Source organism: Pseudomonas sp. G(2018) (assembly GCF_005502415.1).
GTDB lineage: Bacteria > Pseudomonadota > Gammaproteobacteria > Pseudomonadales > Pseudomonadaceae > Aquipseudomonas.
Genome location: NZ_SCOO01000040.1, coordinates 40254 through 55513, shown reverse-complemented (window position 1 = coordinate 55513; position 15260 = coordinate 40254). Strand labels below are relative to the sequence as shown.

Here is a 15260-nt window from a genome sequence, read left to right as displayed (position 1 = left end):
CCGACCAGCTGTTGCAGGCCCAGCGCCGGATAATGATGGGCGGTGTCATCGAGGACTTTTTGATAGAGGCTGGCCTGCGCGTTGCGCTGGCCCAACTGGCCGAGCAGCACCTGCCGGACTTGCGCCACTAGTCTTTTGTCGGACTCGATGCGCCAGTCGGGATGCGCTGCCAGTTGCTCGGCGTAGAACTGCCAGAGGTTCGGCGACAGGGCTTGCCAGAGACCGGGCGAAAGACCGGCGCGTTGCGGTTGCGCCTCGCCGAGGGTCCGCGCGAGGAAGGTGGCGTCGGTTTTTTCCGGGTGAGCCAGCATCAGGTAGGCCTTGAGCTGCGCGTAGGCCGACTGGGCGCGTTCGCTGCGCTCCGGGCTGGCCGGCGGCAGCTTGATCAACGCTTCGAGTTGCTGTTGCAGATGGGCCGCCACCGGGTCGCGCAGCAGGCGCTGGTTGGCCTCGACGTAACGCGGCCAGAGGCTGGCCAGTAGCTCGTCGTTGCGGTTCAGGCCAAAGCGCTGGTACCAGGGCGCGCCGTGTTCGGCGCGATAGTGCAGGCGGCCCAGTTCACGGGCGACCTCGTTCAGAGCGAGCAATTGTTCGTCGCCCGATTGCGCTTGTTGCATGACGGTGACGGCCGTTTGTACCTCGGCGATGTGCACGCGCTGGGTGGCGAACGATAGCAACATCCCGGCGCCCCACAGCGCCGCGACACTCAGCGCCACGGCGTAACCGACGCGCACGGCGCCCCAGCCCAGGCGCTGACGCTCAACGGCCTTGTCACCGAGCACGCCTTCCCACGGCGGGGTGACATGCCACAGACGTCCGGCATCCGGCGTCCCGCCCGGCAACGGCAGGCTGAACCACAGCCCGCGCAACGGCACGCCCCGGGCGAAAATGCGAAACATCGGCGCCAGCGCCTGACGCCAACGGGCAATGCCCTCGACCTGCAGATCGCGGGCCAGGCGCAGCAGAAAATCGTTATCCACCGAGTCGTGCATCTGCAACCAGCCGGCGTTGCGCAACGGCATCACCAGACTGTCCAGCGCGGTGTCCACATCCAGCGCCGTGGCGGCTGACGGCAACCGGCAACCGACCGGCTGGGTCGGGCGCCGGTCTTGCTTCCATTGACTGTCGCAGACCTGCCACAGGTGCAGCGGTAACTGCCAGCGCAGCTTAAGCGCCAGTTCTTGCAGGTGGCGCACGCCGACGTCCATGGCGGCGGCGTCGCTGCTTTGTTGTTTGCTGAGCGCCCAGACCACGCCGTCCAGTGGACGCAAACGGGTCAGACCGTGCCAATGCGCATGCCAGGTTTCATCCAGTGGGTTCTGCACGCTACCGCCCCAGAGCAGGAGGGTGTCATGGCCGGCGAGCCACTTTTTTGTGACCAGGCCAGGTGCGACGGCTTCAATTTGGTCGGGTTCGCCGACAACCAACAGCAGCCGGATCTTGTAACGCCAGAAGAAGCTGTGGTTTTCACGCAGGTACTCCAACATTTTGGGGAGCGAAAAACTCGATTCTTTGGGCAGTACTGGATTCGCATCCGCATGCGGATAAACCTTATTTGCCAGCCCCTGCTCACGGTGATGTTGCCGTTTGAGATACATCAACAGACTCGGGTTCAGGTAACCCAACATGACAATGGCAATGATCAGTAAAAAAGCCAGCAGCTTGTGGTGGCTCTCCACCAGACCTAACCGGCTGCCATACGCCCAAACCGCCCATCCCAAAGCCGCCCAAAACGCAACAATCCAAACCGTCGCACCAGCGCGTCGCCACCTGTTACTCCAATTTTTCATACCAACTCCCTTTTGGTCACGGTGCTGATCCAGTGCTGTGATTTCTCTTTGGTCAGCAGCAAAAGAGGCTGATGCCGATGCCGAACCATCTCCATACCCAGTGCCGTCGCGAGCCAATGGTTCAATGGCCCGGCGACCCCGCACAGGGTTTCCTGCACCCACTGTTGATCCACCTTCAACGAGGAGCCTTGGGCGTTGCCGTTAGCGAAAATCTCGCCGATCACCGGTTGCCAGTCGTCGCGATCAGCCAATAAGCCTGACGCAAGACGGGCATTTGTCTGGGTTTGGAAAAACAGCAGCAGCTCGTTATGCAGGTTGGTGATGTCCAACGACATGGGACGTAACAACGCTCCCAGCACCGGTAGATCGCAGGTGCTGGAAACATTGTCCGGACACAACAGCAACGCCGCCAGCCCTTCGGAATAAGAGGCCTTGGCGTTGACTTGCAATACCAGAAGCACCTCAAAAGCCGTACTTCCAGCCTTCAGCACTTCGTCGACCCACTGGAAGGACAATTCATGCGAGAGTGTCACCGCGGTCAGTTGCGGGCAGTTTTCGCTGGCCCATATCTGCTTCAAGGTGTCACGCAATGCGTCGTATTCGTCGGGCATGGCATCACTCAACAGCGTGACCCGCAATTCCTGTTTTGCCGGCAATGCCTGAAGGGTTGTCGCTAATGCCGTGACCAACAATCGCAATCCTGCCGCTGCACGATCCTTGCCCGACGGCAAAGCCAAAATACGTCGAGCCTGTCCTGTACGAAGTGGCAGGTTGGCAGCCCCTTGCATGAGTGCGCTGGCGGACACTTGCTCTGGCAGCAGCACACAACTGGCATGTACCGCGAGATAACGCTGCGCCCATTCTTGCCAAGCCTCCTGCGCATACTGAGCCTCATCCTCGAGGAACTGGTGATGATCCAGTGCCGAACCGTAGCCATAGGCACGGGCACTGAACGTCAATAGCCAAACAAGCAGCGGCGCGCCGGCCAACACCCAGATGTTCAGTGCCTGCAACGGGGGCACACGTTCGGCGGCGTGCAACAGGAACAACAGCACACTGACCAGTAACGCAATCACAGCGGCCAGTACCCATCGGCTCAGGACAATGGGCGCCGGTGCTTTCATCACAGGGGCTGCCTGACGATCCCAGCCCATGACTCAACCCACCACGCAATCAAGAGCGCTGGAGATCATTTGGCAACCGCATTGACTGCGACAGCCATTGACCACCATTGCACGTCCGTTCTCGGACCAGTCTTGGCAGCCTTCCGTAATGGCATTGTCCCCATGCCCTGGTATCGGACACCGGACTATATCGCCCACCAGGGCAACGGGTTTGCCGCGCACGATAGTCGTCGATGAGGCTGAAATGACTTTTCCGCCGTGGGTTGTGCTGTCGCCCAGTAATACAAATCCTTGGGACATGTGATCGAACTCCTTGTGTCATGCACCCGTACGCGTAATGCACTCAAATTGTTTATTGGAAAGTTGAATCGGAATACGTCTTCATCATCGGGCTTCCGGGTGCCGAATTTGCATGCGGTATATCATCACGGCTTCTTGGGGAATTCGGCTTTGCGCACCGGGTGCGCACCCTTCGGCAATGGCTTCGTGCGCCCGTTGCGTTCACTCAATCCCTGAAATACCTGGCCGTCTTCGCCGACCAGTCGATAGAAGTACGACGGCAATGTATTGCCCCATTCGTCCGCAACGACGTAGCGCCCGTATCCAGGTTTGCCGGGTTCGGGCAGCCAATCGGGTAATAGTTGTGGGCGGCGGTCGGGGCAGGTGGCGTAGCGCCAAACGCTGAAGCAATCGGCGGGGCGTCCGGTGCGGATGGTTTGTAGCCGTAAGAAATCAGGGTGCCATTTTCCATCTGCAACGGTGGTGCCGTCGGGATAGGTGAATGAGGTGTAGTTGCCCTTTTTCTTTACTTTCGGGCCGGCTGAATAAAGAACGAAGTCTGAATGTAAAACAGGCTCGAAATAAACTTTGCGCGCCGTTAAGGCTTGATAGCTGAGATAGATATCGCCTTCGCCAGCCAGGCTGATCCGTTTACGGTAGCCCCCTATAAAGTTCTCTTTGACCCAAGGGTAATATTCTTTTTTGAGTATCAAGTCCCCATCTACTTCTCTACCTACCCCCCCTCTTGGCGAATTGTTGTGATCGAATATCACTACAACTCCCCCGCCCCCCCCAGAAGTCACGTTCTGACCAAAATGCGCGGGATTGGCATAAGCAACACCAAAGGTCACGTTGCTCAAACGCCATTGACAGGTTCCACCTCCATCCACCGGCAGCTTGGCTTCGTAAAGATCGCTTTGGCCCTGGCGCAGTGGTTGTATGTCGAGACTCTGGTAGCCGTCACGCTGGTACGGTCGACCACCGGCGGTATGATCAGTGAACGTGCACTGGGTCGAGCGATACTTCACTTGCATGGTTTGCGCTACAAGTTCTTTAGGCACTTTCACGGTCACGGTGATCTGCTCGCTGTCCGCAGGCGGCGCCAGGCCGTAATCCTTGGCGCAACCGCTCAGGCTGAAAAGCAGGGTGAGTAACGCGATGGACATCTTTGCGATCATGGTCTCGTCCTTGGCTGTGATACCGAGTTCATTCGTAGGTTTTCGGGTAATAGGTGTCGGGATCGGCCACGGCGTCGAAGCGCCGTAGTGACTCGACGCCACCCTCAATCTGCTGTGTAACGCGCAGGGCGGTGCCCACCTGGCCATGCAACTCAAGGAAGAGTCGGTTACGGAATAACTCGTCCTCTGGAATCCTCCCGTAATGGGTTTTCATCTGCTCTTCGAATTTGCGTCTTTCCCTTTGCAACTTCAGCAGGGGCTCACGCTCGGAAGTGATCGACTCCAGCAACTGGCTGTACATGAACGGTTGGTATTTCGACATGAAGTGATGACCAAGGCCGACTACGCGCCCCTCCTTCGGATTGCCGTGGGGCGGGAAGAATCTGGCCCGACTCTCGGCATTTAACGATTTGAACAGACGTTCATGCGCCTGCTCGGCTTGCTGGTCGTGCTCCGGATCCAGATGGGGCACCAGGTACAACTTGGCCTTTTCCTGCAATCGGTAGGCGATGGTGCTGTGATAGGGCGCGCCTAGCCCCTCTTTGTTGCGATAGGCAGGGTAATCCGAGCCGCGTTGATTAACGTGCTGCTCAGCCTTGAAAAACATGGCGATTTCGCCGTGATGGCAGAATGGATCGCCGTGTTTGAATAGAGAGCTGGCCGTCAACTGAACGAGCGACCAGGTAAATCCCAAGGTAGTGCCTAACGGGCCATACAAGTCGTACAGATAGTTGTCCAGCGCCGCTTCGGGCGGAACGCTGGGGATGAGATCCGTATCATTGACATGGCGGAAATGCTGGAACCCGCTCAAGGACTTCACGGCCTTGAGGGTAAAGGTCCGTGGCATGCCGTAGGTGTAGAGCAGTGGATTAAGTTCTTTCAGTGAAGCCGCATGAACGAGACCTAGGGCGCCACCGAGGCTGTGGCCGCAAATGTATAGGTCTCTGTCGATTGCCCCCTCGGGAATCGTCTCGCCTAAATCTATCGCATATATTCTCCTGGCCACTTCGAACGCATCGCGAAAGCCCAGATGTACGCTGCCCTCCGGAACCAGATCATCACAGGGCACTTTGGGTTCACAAACCGCCGTCACCTCGGGTTTCACCGGGCGAAAGGTCGCATCGGTACTCAGGTCGGCCAGACCGTCCATTTCGGTACCACGCCACGCCACCAGCACTTGGGATACGCTGATGGCGTAAAATAACTGAGTATGTCCTTCTGGTGGCTTGGCCTTGGCGGTGTCCAACAGTTCGACACTCTCGTAGCGATCTCTGAAGGGCACATCGATAACCAAACAGAGCCAATTTTGCCCGTCGTCCCAAATACGTGGTGTACGCGACAGGTCGAGGCATTGCTGTTGGAAAAACTCCAGAACCGATCCATGTTCTTTTTCGGACCGAGTGCTGTAAGCCAGAATACTCATCAACCCCAAGTTATAGGCATTAGCCAGGCTGTACTCCGCCTGATGATGCAAGACCAACGACCAGGCGCGGAACGGGCAAACCTCGAGCACGTGACGTCGGTTCAACTGTTCATTGCTAACGGTGAAACCACCGAAATCCGGATCCGGAAAATGAAAAGCCGGGAGCTGATCCGGATTCTCCCAAGCAGGCGTGAATGTTGGTCGTCTATCGCACAACTGACCGATGCGCAGGTAGTGGTAGCCATGACCTTCCGCCAGCGCCTGTTTTTCAATCGGCGAAAACCCCGAACGCTGCGGCCCATACAACGGTGTGCGATCACCAAGACCGGGGCGGCGCGGTTCGGCTCGTTCGGCACGCAACCGACGAGTCTGCAGTTGCTCGGCCAGCGGGTCAGCTTCAATTTTCAGGGTAATAGGTATCGGATACAGGCCATCAAGGCGGATTACGCCTTGGGCATCACTCATACCCACGTATTCGTCGGAGAGGCCCTCCCGAGTGGCCTCATTTGTTGCGCGATAAGGCAAATTCGCCAGGGGATTCCCTTGTTCGTCCAGCAACTGAAACTCGATCCAGTGCCGTGTCTGTTTATCCCCGATGACAATCTTGAATGGGTTGAGCGTATCCGTGCGGTGAGAAGTGTCGTTCATATCGATCCTTGAATTTTTGTATGCTGTTAGTGATGAAGAAACAACTCGATCGATAACTTTCTACTTGCCTGTTTCAACAGGGGTCTCTATGGCTTCACTGCTTGGAGAGCCACACACAGGCATTACGTGAACTTCATTGATCACACGAGCATATTGGTGATGCTCAACCCCTTCCTTCACATAGCTGTTGGTGCAAAATACGGCCGTATAAGTATCTCGTTTTTCGTATGCCCCATTCAGGCGAAATACATAGGCTTTATTGCTTTCAAGCTTCAAAGGCTTGGTTTTTATTTTGTAATCATCCAACTCATATCCGTTTGGAATCTCGCCAAAAACGATGCACTCTCCCGGCTTCAGCATTAATGGGCTCTGACCGTCCTTGAGTGAAAGCCCCCAGGAATCTGGGTCTCGCACATAACTTTCCGTTAACGAAATCCAGCCCACCGGAAATTTTTCTTTTGCATTAATCGGCAAGCAAATCGCCGGCTTATTATCAACGTTTTTAATGTCGGCGTCCGCCATAAGCCCGAATGATGTCGCGTGGACAACGCTCTCGATGGTTCCAAAAACAAAAAAAATTACCAGAGCTAAATACGTCATGTTTTTCCCGCTCAGAATGGTAAATTATGCTTGCTGCCAGGGTTGCTCAAAAAGCTTTCGAGGGTTGATGCAAGCAGTTTCGGGCTTTTGCGATAATTATTCATATTCCAGACGGCGCGAGCGTCACCCACAATACAGATGATGTAGTAATCAGAGATTATCTCACCTTGCTGCTCCATGTTATAACTGGAAAGTTTGCTCTGTTCACTCAATGTATATTCATATGCCGCAGCGCCGCGACTGGATACTGTTAGACCAGCCTTCTTGATCGGATAGCCAAGTTGATATTGCCATACATGCGTCATCTCATGCATGAACAAAGCTTTATGTCTATTGTCTCCAGTGTTGGAAAAGTCATCTTTGTAGTAATGGGTGCTTTCCGGAAAGTACATCTCCCCATTAGGCGTAACAGCCGTATTCTGAAAGCCAAAAAACAACCACCATCCGCCGTGATGTATTTTGACCTTGCTGTAATCCACGGAATTTTTGAACACGGTTTTGGCCATGGCTATTTCGCCATATGTCAGCCTGCGTTTTTTCCCTTCAGGTAGAGGGACGTTCTGGGTTGAACTGCCCAAATCCGTATCATTGGTGGTGACGTTTTCTGATGTCAGATCAATCACCAGCGGCGCCGAAGTGTTCTGTGCCGCGCAGCAAACCGGCTTCATGTCGTCCGACGGGAATAGTGTCAGTTGAGTGATCCGTGCCGGCTTTTGCGTTACGAAGCGCTGCGTATATCCCTGCGCATCCGTCTCCCCTTCAAATTTGCTGCCATCTGCCAGCGTGGCCGAGTACCGGCAGTTACTTGCCAGCTCACCGTTTGGACCGACCATGCGAAGTTGTTCGTCATAGAGCGTCGTATCTAGAAGCTCGATCTTCAGTTCACCGGGCAACAAGGTATGCACACTCATCGTCTTCCCATCCTTATCGGTCACTCCGTTAAACACGTCCCCTTGTTGAGTGGTGATCCGGTAACGGGTGAACGGCATCGCCGCCTGTGCTTCATCGTGCAGGATATAGCCAGCGGAATAACCCGAAGGGAGCGCTGTGGCCGGATTGTCTACGCTGGTCCCGCCCAGCTTTTGTACATGGATGGCCCTGAGGAAAATGCTGTCGACAGGAGCGGCCAGCTCGGCCCTGGTATCCTTGAGGGACAGATACGTAGAGCCACATCTGAGCAGCACCTCGTCCCGGGCAGTGATTTCCACGCGACCGTCGACACTTTCGATCTTGACATCGGCCTTGGCCAAGGCATGCAAAAGACCTTTCAACGCGTGCAGTTCGACCATGCCGTAGGCCGACTTGAGCTGCAAGTCCTTCTGTTGCGCAAACAGGCTGACGCCGCCCTCGGCGGTGCCGGTGATGTCGTGCCCCGCGCTGAGGTCTACGTTGTGCGCTGCCATGACACCTACGCTCTCAGTGCCTGAAGCAACGCAGACCGTTTTCGGACTGAGCACGCCGACTCCCGCCGGGGCATGCAGCAGCACGCCGGGTTCTGCCAACCCCTTGAGCGCCTCATTCAGACGTTTCTGACTCTCGGTGTCACCTGGCGTCACTTCGCTGTTACGGGCGGCCTGCGCCAGGGAGCGAGCCAACGACAGTGCGGCTTCCAGCTGAACGATGGCAGCGCTCATATCGAGTTGTTCACCCTGCGCCTTGATCTGTTCATCCGCACTGATGAACAGACCCTTGCCCGCGCGCAGCGCGCCCCAATCATCCGTCCTCAGCTCAAAGCCTTCCCCGCGTTTCTTCTTTTCGGCATCCACCAGATGCCCCAGATTCAACTGGCTCTTGCCGCCATACTCGGTGCTGAGTTTGACGTGTTCCTGCCCGCGCCAATCTTCCATGCGCAGTTTGTTGTTGGCCGGGGTGCGCAGCACGTTGCGGGTGTAGTCGCGCTTGGCCAGGGTGACGTGGTCCGGGTGTTCGCTGTCGTGCAGGGCGTGGGCGATGTAGGGGCGGTCGGGGTCGCCGTGTTCGAAGGCGATGGCCACTTCGGTGCCGCAGATCAGCGGCAGGTGCAGACCAAAGGTGTCGCCGGCGTAGGGCCGGGCCAGGCGCAGCCACAGGCTTTCTTCGCCGAGCTTCCAGTCGTCGCGGTCGAACAGGAAGTTGACCTTGTAGCGGCCCTCCTTATCGATCTCGGCGTATTTATCGTGGGCCTGGCCGCTGGTGACCCGGGCCGGGACGGTGCCGGCCATGTTCGGCTTGGGCAGCAACGGCGGGCGAAAGCAGATGGTTTCGGCGTAGGGAATAGCCTCGAAGCTGCATTCAAAGCTGGCATCGCGGGCGGCGCGGGTGGTGATGTGGGTGATCACCGCGCGGGGGGCGAAGGCCTGGGGCGCACCGCCGGTGATGCTCAGGACCTGGCCCGGTGCGAGGGTGGCGCTGCTGCTGGTGCCGCTCAGCAGGGTCTGGGCGTTGAGGTAACGCTCGTGACGCAGGCGGGCGTAGAAATAGCCGCTTTCGCTTTGCAGGTCCTCGTCCTGCAGATAGCGATCGCCGAGCACGGTGTAGGGTTCGGCGTAGTGGTAGGCCTCGCCGTAGGTGGTTTTCGCGCCACGGGTCTGATCGACGTCGCTCTGCAACCAGGCGTTGGCGTTACGCGGGTCGTAGGCGCGCAGGTGCAGGTTTTTTTCCACGACCCGATGGCTCGATTGCAGTTGCCAGACGCCGTCTTCGCCGCTGCTCAGTCCGGCGGGCGGACGGTACGGCAGCTCGATATCGAACTGGTAGCCACGCTGGTCGTCGCAGAATTCCACGACATCGATGTTCAGCCGTTCGTGGCGGGTGAAGCGGTACCAGATGCCGACCTCGGCCAGCAGCCGGGCGATGAACGCCAGGTCGCTTTCGCCGTATTGCATCACCTGTTCGCGCTTGGGGTAGTCGCGCACCAGCCGGAACAGGAAGTCCTGGTATTCGAATTCGTGGCGGCTGCGCAGGATGTGCTCGACGATCTGCGGCACCGACTGATGCTGGTAGATGCGAAATTGCCGACCGCGCCCGAGCAAGGCCAGACGCGGTTGCAGGGTGAGTTCGTAGCGGGCTTCGTCGAGGGAGGCGGACAGGCGTTTGAAGGCGGTGATCACGCCGTTCAGGGTGCGCAGCGGTTTGACCTCCGGTGTTTCCCAAGGCATAACCGGTTTGGGGAGGGCGTACAGGCTGAAACGGGCGGACTTGCCGAGCAGGTGTTCGGCGGCGATGTCCTGTTCGGTGCTGGTGAATTCGATGTGGTAGCTGAACGGTTGGCTGAGGCGTTCCTGGCCGTGGAAGGCGAGGACGTCGAGGGGGGCTTGGAGGTCGCTGACCCAGAGTTTGTGGCGGCTGTGGTCGAAGAAGACCGGTAGTGTGGTGTTCACATTCAAACCTCCTGGAGTATTCGAGGAGGCGTCATTTCCACCCTCGTTCAAGCGCGTGTCAGCTTCCAGAAGCTGAGGCAGGTTGAAAATCGGACGCTTCTGATATGCGCGTAGGAGGCGTTCGGGGAGTTACGTATGTCGGGTCTGTAGGACTTTTTTGCGGTGCTGTTGAATACAATTTCTGACAGTCTCCAGGCAGCGCCTGCGGGAGAAATGCAATCCGCCGGAACTCCAACAGCGGCGCACCCCTCTACCGTACGAATACCCCGTTGGAGCCTGCCATGCGTGAAGACCTCACACCCCCCGACCTTGATGCGTGGCAGCGCCTGTTCGAAGACGAGGCCTACTGGCAACAGTCCCCCGACGCTCATTTCCAGCAGCTACTGAACCTGGCCGACGACCTGCTGGGGCAGGGCGCCATTGGCCTTGAACAATGGCAGGAACTGAGGACGAGGGCGGAGCAATCCCACAAACACTCGCCGGCCATTAACGTGGCCCGGGAAGTCGACGATCCCGAAGCCTGAGGAGCACAGCCATGAAACCCACGCGAGATACGCAACACCCCGACGAACCACGACCACCCGGAGAGGTTGAGCGTGACAATGACGCCTTGCGTCCTACTGACTCGACCCGCCGCAAGGAAAGCGGCAAGGGGACGGCCAGCGGCGAATCGACCGCACAAGAAACCGCGAAGCATTCCTGATCAGCGTCTATGCTCATTGGCACGCTCGGCATCGCAGCCTGCTTCGGTGCCGTTTGTCGCCATTGATCACAGGGAATGTTCTGCCTATGAAACGTCATGCACTGACCAAAGCCATCACCCTCGCCACCTTATTGTCTGCCGCCAGCCTCAGCGCCGTTGCTGCGGATATTCCGCTGTCCGCCGTCGTGGAAGCCGATCGGATCAGCACCAAAGTCGTCTCGGTCGATGTTGCCAACCGTCAAGTCGTCCTTGAAGGGCCGGAAGGTCGTCAAGTGCACGTGCAACTGACCGAGAAGGCGAAAAACCTCGACAACCTGAAAGTCGGCGATCAGGTCGACGTCGAGGTCACTCGCGCCGTGGCGGCTTATCTCGATACCGATGTCGACAAGGGCCTGCCAGGTACCATCGAGCGCACCGGCGAAGTTCGTGCAGCCCCCGGCAGCGCCAACCCTGGCGGCGAAGCGTATCGCCAGGTGCAGGTGCAGCTGAAAATCACCCATATCGATCTGAAGAAAAATCAGGTGACCCTCGAGAACCCGGCCGGGCAGAGCAAAACCCTTGATATCGAACGGCCGGAAGTTCAAGCCAAGTTGAAGGATCTGAAAGTTGGGCAAAGCGTTAACGTTGTCTACACCGACATACTGACAGTGACGAGTAAACGCGGAAGTTGAGTGTCAGCTCTATTTTTTGATTGTTCCTGTACAACTTCTTGTATAGGAATAATCACTTTTATGGACGAACTGGTGAGTTTCAAGTATCGATCTGAATAATATTTGAATCGACATTTGATAAAATCTGTATCTGTAAATTTCATGTTTGCAGGCGCGGACATATTCATCCATATCAATTAAAATACGCCCCGTTCGCCCAGTGTCACGGCTCTTTACCAGTGCATGGATTGCCGAGGCCATTGCACTGGGCGAACACCTTCTATCCCTTAGGCTTCCTGCCGCGACGCGCAAAACAAGCTATTTATTGAACTTGGTTTGGTGCAAATTCGGCGGGGTCATTCTTTAAGTTATAAAAAATCGACCAGCGAAACTGGTCGATTTTTTTGCTTTTGAAAACACTCAGTCAGTTTTCTGTTTACCCCATTCATCGGAGCCCGATGTGCCGGATATCTCGTGAGTCCAAGTGATCTTCCGGTAGGTGAAGTGCACGTCTTCCATATGTGTGAAGTGCGCGTTTGCAGGGTCCTGGCAATTATGCATGTAATCCTTGATCTGAACGATGCGCGCACCTTCCAGGGTCGTGGTGTAGTAGTGCTGATTATTACCTTCAAAGTTGCGGTACCACTTGATGACTACAGACTTCAAAGGCTCTGCCGTACACAAGGCTTGTTGCAGCAGTGGGGAAGCCTTGTCGAACCCTTTGGTGACAATGACGGCTTTATGAGCACGCAATCCGGTAGGCATTCCGGATTGTGGGTCAAAGGGTTTGGTGACTTCATGGCTGAAGGCCTGCACCAAGACATAGTTATTGAGCGTCTCTTCGTCGATAGCACCAGCGCCTGCGGATAATTGAGTACTCGCGTTTTCGGTGATCAGCTTTTGCACCTGACCTTCGACGGACATGTACGCGGGTAAAGCCATGGATGCTCTCCTTGCTAGAGTTAAGTAAGCCTCCCGAAAGACGTTATCGCCCGACGGGGGACTGACGGTTAACAAGGACCGTGCCAAGAAGCGTGAAGCCACGGAAAACGGTAGGTTGAGAGCTATCCCGGAAGGTTTTGATCCTACGCTTCTCCCAAAATTGCGCAGAACATCGCGCAATTCAGGGCGGCGTTTTGCGCACCATTCTGAAAGGTCTTTCCGACCGAACGATCCACCTCGCGCCAGGGTCTTACACCAGGATCTACGCGTAGTCTCTTGCGCATCACGCTACAAATCCCCCCGCAATCCCGAGATGGAGTGAAGACATGAAAATCCTGATGGTTTTAACGTCCCACGATCAATTGGGTAACACCGGCAAGAAAACCGGCTTCTGGCTGGAAGAATTCGCGGCACCCTATTACGCCTTCAAGGATGCAGGCGCGCAGTTGACCCTGGCCTCGCCCAAGGGCGGCCAGCCACCGCTGGACCCGAAAAGCGACGAGCCCGACGCGCAAACCGAAGCCACCGAGCGGTTTCGCAAGGACCCGGCCGCACAGTCCGCGTTGGCCTCGACTGCATTGCTCGGCTCGGTGAGGGCCGGCGACTATGATGCGATCTTTTATCCCGGCGGCCATGGCCCGCTTTGGGATCTGGCCGAGGACAAGCAGTCGATAGCCCTGATCGAAGCCTTCTACAACGCCGGAAAACCGGTTGCGACGGTATGCCATGCACCGGGGGTGTTGCGCCATGCCAAGGGCGCGGACGGTCAGCCATTGGTCAAGGGAAAGAAGGTGACGGGCTTCACCAACAGCGAAGAAGACGCCGTACAACTGACGGATGTCGTGCCGTTCCTGGTGGAAGACGAGCTCAAGGCCAAGGGCGGGATTTTTTCCAAGGGGCCTGATTGGGCAAGCTATGTACTCACCGACGGCTTGTTGCTGACCGGGCAGAACCCGGCGTCGTCGCAGGCGACGGCTGAAGCGTTGTTGGCGAAATTGAAATAAACAAACCTGTAGGAGCCAACTCGCTCGCGAAGAACCCGAGAACGCCGCGGGGCGTCAGACTCCCCGCGTTATCGTTCACGACCATCGCGAGCGAGCTCGCTTCTACAGTAATTGCGTGTTAGTTCGCGAACGAGGCAAAACACTGCTCGATCGAACGCCGTTGCGTCTCCGCATACAACCTCAACTCATCAATGGTCGGACGTCCCAGTGCTGCTTCGAACGCTTGCTGATTGGAGTGCACGCCATAGTGGGTTTGCGCCGCGTCGCCCAGGTTTGACTGAAAAATCCCCGCCGCGCTGACCGGCAGGAAATCCTCGTAGACCAAGGGTTCAACCCGCAGATAGCCGCCGCTGACCAGATCTTCGAGAGGCAAGGTTTTCAGTTCGGCCGCCGCCAGGCCTTTTTCCGTCACGAAATAGCGAAAGTACGCCAGGTCCTGTTGGCGCATGCCTTCGTAGGTGTCGGGAAATTCGCTGAAGTGCTGCGTCATCAACGCGTTGTAACGGGCCGCGTTGGCTTCATTGGGGAAGTCCTTGAGTTCGTCCCGGGCAGCATTGAGCAAACGATCGTACAGCGCCCGGCCTTTGGGGGTGAGGGCGGCGCCGCGTTGTTCGATTTCGCCGAAACGGGCGCTGTGGCTGCCACGTGGCTCGGCTTGATCAGTGAACGCGACCGGTTCGTCCAGCGCCTTGAAACTGGTCTGGCGCAGCAGGATCGGGCACTGGCGGCGGGGCGGGCCTTCGATCACCGCCTTGGGGGTGATGCCATGCACCGGCATTTGCGCCTGGACGATGTCGATGTCCAGGGTGCGCGGGGTCAGGTGATTGATGTGCGGGCCTTTGAACGCCACCACATCGGCAATCAGCCGGTGCTGGGCGCTGAGTGTCTGGTATTGCTCGGCGGTGACGGTGGCGCTGTGGTGCCAGCGGAAGGTTTCCAGCGCCTGTTTGACGAATTCCCCGGCCTCCTGTTCGGTTAGGCCTCCCTGGGTTTCGGCGCGATCGATGAGCGTCAGCGCAGCGGGGGTGAAGATCGATCGCTTGTCCAGCACCGACTGGGCGAATGCCCGCAGTTCCGGGTCTTCGATCAGTTCCAGGCGCAGCAACGAGGTGAACACCCGGAACGGGCTGACTTGCAACGACGCTTCATGCACCGCGCGAAACGCCGTGGAATGCACCGGTACGCCGGCCGGGGTCAGGTCGTAATAACCCACCGGCTGCATGCCCATCACCGCGAACAGGCGGGCGAGGGTCGCCAGTTCAGCGGCCGTGCCGACCCGGATCGCGCCATGGCGCTCCAGGTCCAGGCGCTCGATTTCGCCGGTGCTGTTCAACTGTCGGGCCACTTGCGGATCGCTGTCCAATACGTGACGGTTGGTCTGTTCCACCAGCTCCATCAGGGCGCCGTACAGCGGCACTTCTTCGCGGTACATGTCGGACATCGCTTTGGAGAAGCGTTGGCGGATCAGGTCGGGGCTGACGAAGCTCGGGTGGTTCATGAACAGGGTTCCTGGCGCGATGACGTGAAGGATGGGAGAAAAGATCGCAGCCTTCAGCGACG

Annotated in this window: 13 protein-coding genes; 4 read left to right on the top strand and 9 right to left on the bottom strand. The window is 57.4% G+C overall.

The window, feature by feature from the left end:
- The 7 genes from FFS64_RS27205 to FFS64_RS27175 all read right to left on the bottom strand — a co-directional run.
- Positions 1-1679 (bottom strand): ImcF-related family protein (locus FFS64_RS27205; RefSeq protein ID WP_372242190.1); only part of this gene is annotated, 1679 nt, incomplete at its 3' end.
- A gap of 107 nt (positions 1680-1786) precedes the next feature.
- On the bottom strand, positions 1787-2944 hold the full coding sequence (locus tag FFS64_RS27200; RefSeq protein WP_256660553.1) for a hypothetical protein: 1158 nt from the start codon (positions 2942-2944) through the stop codon (positions 1787-1789).
- A 3-nt stretch (positions 2945-2947) separates the two neighbouring features.
- On the bottom strand, positions 2948-3214 hold the full coding sequence (locus FFS64_RS27195; protein WP_137807879.1) for a PAAR domain-containing protein: 267 nt from the start codon (positions 3212-3214) through the stop codon (positions 2948-2950).
- Between the two features lie 125 nt (positions 3215-3339).
- A complete protein-coding gene (locus tag FFS64_RS27190; protein ID WP_256660551.1) occupies positions 3340-4371 on the bottom strand; it encodes a hypothetical protein in 1032 nt (343 codons plus the stop codon).
- A gap of 28 nt (positions 4372-4399) precedes the next feature.
- Positions 4400-6442, bottom strand: a complete 2043-nt coding sequence (locus tag FFS64_RS27185; RefSeq protein WP_137807878.1) for a lipase family protein — start codon at positions 6440-6442, stop codon at positions 4400-4402.
- A gap of 60 nt (positions 6443-6502) precedes the next feature.
- Positions 6503-7042: a hypothetical protein gene (locus FFS64_RS27180; protein WP_137807877.1), complete on the bottom strand. Its 540-nt coding sequence runs from the start codon at positions 7040-7042 to the stop codon at positions 6503-6505.
- Positions 7043-7053: 11 nt separating this feature from the next.
- Complete coding sequence (locus FFS64_RS27175) at positions 7054-10401, bottom strand: type VI secretion system Vgr family protein (RefSeq protein WP_137807876.1); 3348 nt, start codon at positions 10399-10401, stop codon at positions 7054-7056.
- A 281-nt stretch (positions 10402-10682) separates the two neighbouring features.
- Between FFS64_RS27175 and FFS64_RS27170 the strand changes: the two genes are divergently transcribed.
- From FFS64_RS27170 to FFS64_RS27165, 3 genes are all read left to right on the top strand, one after another.
- Positions 10683-10925: a hypothetical protein gene (locus FFS64_RS27170; RefSeq protein WP_137807875.1), complete on the top strand. Its 243-nt coding sequence runs from the start codon at positions 10683-10685 to the stop codon at positions 10923-10925.
- Positions 10926-10936: 11 nt separating this feature from the next.
- Complete coding sequence (locus FFS64_RS31355) at positions 10937-11104, top strand: hypothetical protein (protein ID WP_171017140.1); 168 nt, start codon at positions 10937-10939, stop codon at positions 11102-11104.
- 86 nt (positions 11105-11190) lie between these two features.
- On the top strand, positions 11191-11775 hold the full coding sequence (locus FFS64_RS27165; protein WP_137807874.1) for a hypothetical protein: 585 nt from the start codon (positions 11191-11193) through the stop codon (positions 11773-11775).
- Positions 11776-12174: 399 nt separating this feature from the next.
- Here the strand turns inward: FFS64_RS27165 and FFS64_RS27160 are convergent, their stop codons facing one another.
- Entirely contained in the window at positions 12175-12696 is a 522-nt protein-coding gene (locus FFS64_RS27160; protein WP_095193470.1) for an Hcp family type VI secretion system effector, read from the bottom strand.
- A gap of 326 nt (positions 12697-13022) precedes the next feature.
- Here FFS64_RS27160 and FFS64_RS27155 point away from each other — a divergent pair, with 326 nt between their 5' ends.
- The gene (locus FFS64_RS27155) at positions 13023-13700 is read left to right on the top strand and encodes a type 1 glutamine amidotransferase domain-containing protein (protein WP_095193471.1); all 678 of its coding nucleotides are present in this window, start codon (positions 13023-13025) and stop codon (positions 13698-13700) included.
- 118 nt (positions 13701-13818) lie between these two features.
- On the opposite strand, the gene FFS64_RS27150 is transcribed toward FFS64_RS27155, so the two are convergent.
- On the bottom strand, positions 13819-15198 hold the full coding sequence (locus FFS64_RS27150; RefSeq protein ID WP_137807873.1) for a VOC family protein: 1380 nt from the start codon (positions 15196-15198) through the stop codon (positions 13819-13821).
- Positions 15199-15260: the final 62 nt, after the last annotated feature.